Source organism: Micromonospora sp. NPDC048898 (assembly GCF_043198035.1).
Classification (GTDB): domain Bacteria; phylum Actinomycetota; class Actinomycetes; order Mycobacteriales; family Micromonosporaceae; genus Micromonospora.
In genome coordinates, this window is sequence record NZ_JBICUF010000047.1 from 1 (window position 1) to 3,722 (window position 3,722).

1 protein-coding gene is annotated in these 3,722 nt (G+C 69.7%); it reads right to left on the reverse strand.

Annotated elements, in window-relative coordinates; all coding sequences use genetic code 11:
- Positions 1 to 3,722, reverse strand: a 3,722-nt coding sequence (locus ACGFIQ_RS36200) for an SDR family NAD(P)-dependent oxidoreductase (protein ID WP_393250849.1), incomplete at both ends; no start/stop codon positions are given.

Sequence of the window (3,722 nt, forward strand, 5' to 3'; positions counted from 1 at the left end):
GTCGTCTCCAGCAGCAACCGCTGCTGCGGATCGGTGGCCAGCGCCTCCCGCGGGTTCATCCGGAACAGCTCCGCGTCGAACAGGTCGGCGTCGTGGAGGAAGGATCCGGTGCGGGTGTAGGTGGTGCCGGTGGCGTCGGGGTCGGGGTTGTAGAGGGTGTCGAGGTCCCAGCCGCGGTTGGTGGGGAAGCCGGTGGTGGTGTCGGTGTGGTCGAGGGTGAGTTGGAACAGTTCGGCGGGGGTGGTGGTGTTGCCGGGGTAGCGGCAGGCGGCCGAGACGATGGCGATCGGCTCATCGGCGGCAACGCTCGCCCCGGCGGTCGTTGCGTCCTTGACCGCGTCCGTGCTCGGCAGCAGTTGCTGGTGCAGGTGCCGGCTGAGGGCGGCCGGCGTGGGGTGGTCGAAGACGAGCGTGGCCGGCAGCTTCAGGCCGGTGGCGGCGTTGAGCCGGTTGCGCAGCTCCACCGCGGTCAGCGAGTCGAAGCCGATCTCGTTGAACGGCCGGTCCACCTCCACCGCCTCCGGACCGGAATGGCGCAGGATCACTGCCACGCTCGTCTGGACCAGCTCCAGAAGGTGGGGCTCCCGCTGCTCGGGGCTCATGGTTCGCAACTGGTCCGCCAGGCCGTTCTGGCCGTCGACTGCGACCCGGCCGGCGGCCGAGCGCAGGGCGACCGGCGCGAGGCCCCGCAGCAGCGGCGGCAGGTCGGGGCGGCGCAGATCGGCGGCGTGGATCGGCTGCAGCACCTGATGGGCGGGGCCACCAGCCAGCGCGGCGTCGAAGAGGGCCAGACCCAGGTCGGTGCCGAGGGTTCCGGCCCCTCCCGCGGGGTCGAGGTGCGCGGTCATGGTGGTGGTGTGTTGCCAGAGTCCCCAGGCGAGGCTGGTGGCTGGTTGGCCGTGGGTGTGGCGGTGGGTGGCGAGGGTGTCGAGGTAGGTGTTGGCGGCGGCGTAGTTGCCTTGGCCGGGGTTGCCGAAGGTGCCGGCGGCGGAGGAGAAGAGTACGAAGGCGGTGAGGTCGAGGTGTTGGGTGTGGTGGTGCAGGTTCCAGGCGGCGTCGACTTTGGGGGCTAGGACGGTGTGGAGTTGTTCGGGTGTGAGGTTGGTGATGGTGGCGTCGTCGAGGACGCCGGCGGCGTGGATGACGGCGGTGGGTTGGTGGGTGTTGATCAGGTTGTGGACTTGGTGGGTGTCGGTGAGGTCGCAGGCGACGATCTCGACGTGGTCGGTGAGGGCGCGGAGGGTGTTGGTGTCGGGGTGGTTGGGTCCGGTGCGGGAGGCGAGGATGAGTCGGGTGATGCCGTGGTGGGTGGTTAGGTGTCGGGCGATGAGGGCGCCGAGGCCGCTGGTGCCGCCGGTGATGAGGACGGTGTCGTTGGGGGTGAGTGGGGTGGGCAGGGTGAGGACGAGTTTGCCGATGTGGCGGGCTTGGCTGAGGTCGCGGAGGGCGGTGCGGGCGTTGGTGATGTCGTGGTGGGTGATGGGTGGTGGTTGGAACAGGTTGTGGAGTTTGGTGAGCATGTCGGCGATGAGGTCGGGTCCGGCTTCGAGGAGGTCGAATGCGCGGTAGGTGATGCCGGGGTGGTCGGCGGCGACGGTGTCGGGGTGGCGGATGTCGGTTTTGCCCATGTCGATGAATCGGCCGCCGGGGCGTAGGAGTCGTAGTGAGGCGTCGGTGTATTCGCGGGTGAGGGAGTTCAGGACGACGTCGACTCCGTCGGGGATGCGGTCTTCGAATTCGAGGGTGCGGGAGTTGTGGATTTGTTCTGGGAGGAGTCCTGCGGTGTGCAGGGTGGGCCATTTGGGGGGGCTTGCGGTGGCGTGGATGTGGGCGCCGTGGTGTTGGGCGAGGTGGAGGGCGGCGGTGCCGACGCCGCCGGTGGCGGCGTGTAGGAGCAGGGTTTGGCCGGGTTGGAGGTGGGCGAGGTGGTGCAGGGCGTAGTAGGCGGTGAGGTAGGCCACGGGGGTGGCGGCGGCTTGGGCGTAGGTCCAGTGGGTGGGGATGGTGGTGAGGAGGCGGTGGTCGGTGGTGGCGGTGGTGCCGAGGCCGTGGGGGAAGAGGCCCATGACGCGGTCGCCGGGGTGCAGGGTGGTGACGTCGGGGGCGGTTTCGGTGATGGTGCCGGCGCCTTCGCTGCCTAGGGGTGCGGGGTCGGGGTAGAGGCCGAGTCCGATGAGGGCGTCGCGGAAGTTGAGGCCGATGGCGTGGATCCGGACCCGGACATGACCGGGTGGCAGGGGTTGCTCGGGTGCGGGTAGGTAGGTGACATCGTCCAGCGTCCCGGTCGCCGCGGTCGTACCGAGGATCCAACCACCGGCCGGCGGTGAAGGCTGCAGAACCCGGGCCAGACGGGGAACCTGAGGCTGATCGTTGTCGAAACGAACTTCCGGCTCTCCGGTGGCCAGCACCGCCCGCAGCACATCGTCGGTGACCGAGTCGGCATGCACCACGGCAAGCCGCCCCGGATTCTCCGTCGCGGCGCTCCGGGCCAAGCCCAGCAGAACGCCGTGACCGAGCACACCGGGACGCACCTGCACCACCAACGTACGGTCCGAGTCACCGTTGTGGTCCAGCCACGTCTGCAGGTGGAAAAGGAACTGCTCGGCCACGCGGTGCGCGCCGTCCGGACCGTCCGGCGGCACCGGAGGCGTGTAGACGTCGACCTGGTCCAGCTCCACATCGGTCTGATCACCACCCGCGGCGCTCCAGGCCACGTGGAAACGGCTGCCGTCCGTGCGGGGGCCGCCCAGCATCGTGGGGTCGACGGGGCGGGTGGCGAGTTGGTTGATGGTGATGACGGGTTGTCCGGTGGGGTCGTAGGCGGTGATGGTGATGCCGTTGTCGGTGGGGGTGAGTGTGGCGTGGAGTTCGGTGGCGTTGGTGGCGTGCAGGGTGACGCCGGTCCAGGCGAAGGGTAGGTGGATGGTGTCGCCGGTGTGGGTGGCGAGGGGGTGCAGGGTGGCGTCGAGTAGGGCGGGGTGGATGGTGTGGCCGTTTGTGGTGAGGCCTTCGGGTAGGGCGATGGTGGTGTAGGTGGTGTGGTCGGTGTGTTGCCAGGCGGCGGTGACGGCGGTGAAGGCGGGTCCGTAGTGGTAGCCGGCGGCGGCGAGGTCGTCGTAGAGAGTGGTCGTGTCGACCGGGATCGCCTCGGCCGGCGGCCAGACGGGCTGCGCTTGCGGCGCCGGGGCGGAAGCCGTCAGCGAGCCGCTGGCGTGCAGCAGCCACGCTTCGTCGTCGCCGGTGCGCGAGTGCACGGTCACCGTGGTACCGGTCGTGGTCACCTGAAGCTGCAAGGTCCCGGTGGCCGGCACTTCGGCCGGCGCCTGGAGGGTGAGGTCGTCGATTGCGGGGGTGGTGGTGTGGGCGGCGGCGTGTAGGGCCATGTCGAGTAGGGCGGTGCCGGGGAGCAGGATGGTGTCGCTGACGGCGTGGTCGGCTAGCCAGGGGTGGGTGTGCAGGCTGATGGCGCCGGTGTGTACGACGGTGTCGGTGTCGGCGAGGCGGACTGTGGCGTGGAGCAGTGGGTGCGTCGAGGCTTGCAGGCCGAGGTCGGTGGCGTCGGACAGGTGAGCGGGAGCGTCGAGCCAGTAGCGCTGGTGTTGGAAGGGGTAGGTGGGGAGGTTGGTTGGTCGGGTGGGTGTGGGGGTGAGGTGGTTGGTGTTGGGGTGGTGGTGGGTGTGGAGGATGGCGCGTTGGGTGGTGAGTCGGTGGGGGGTGTCGTC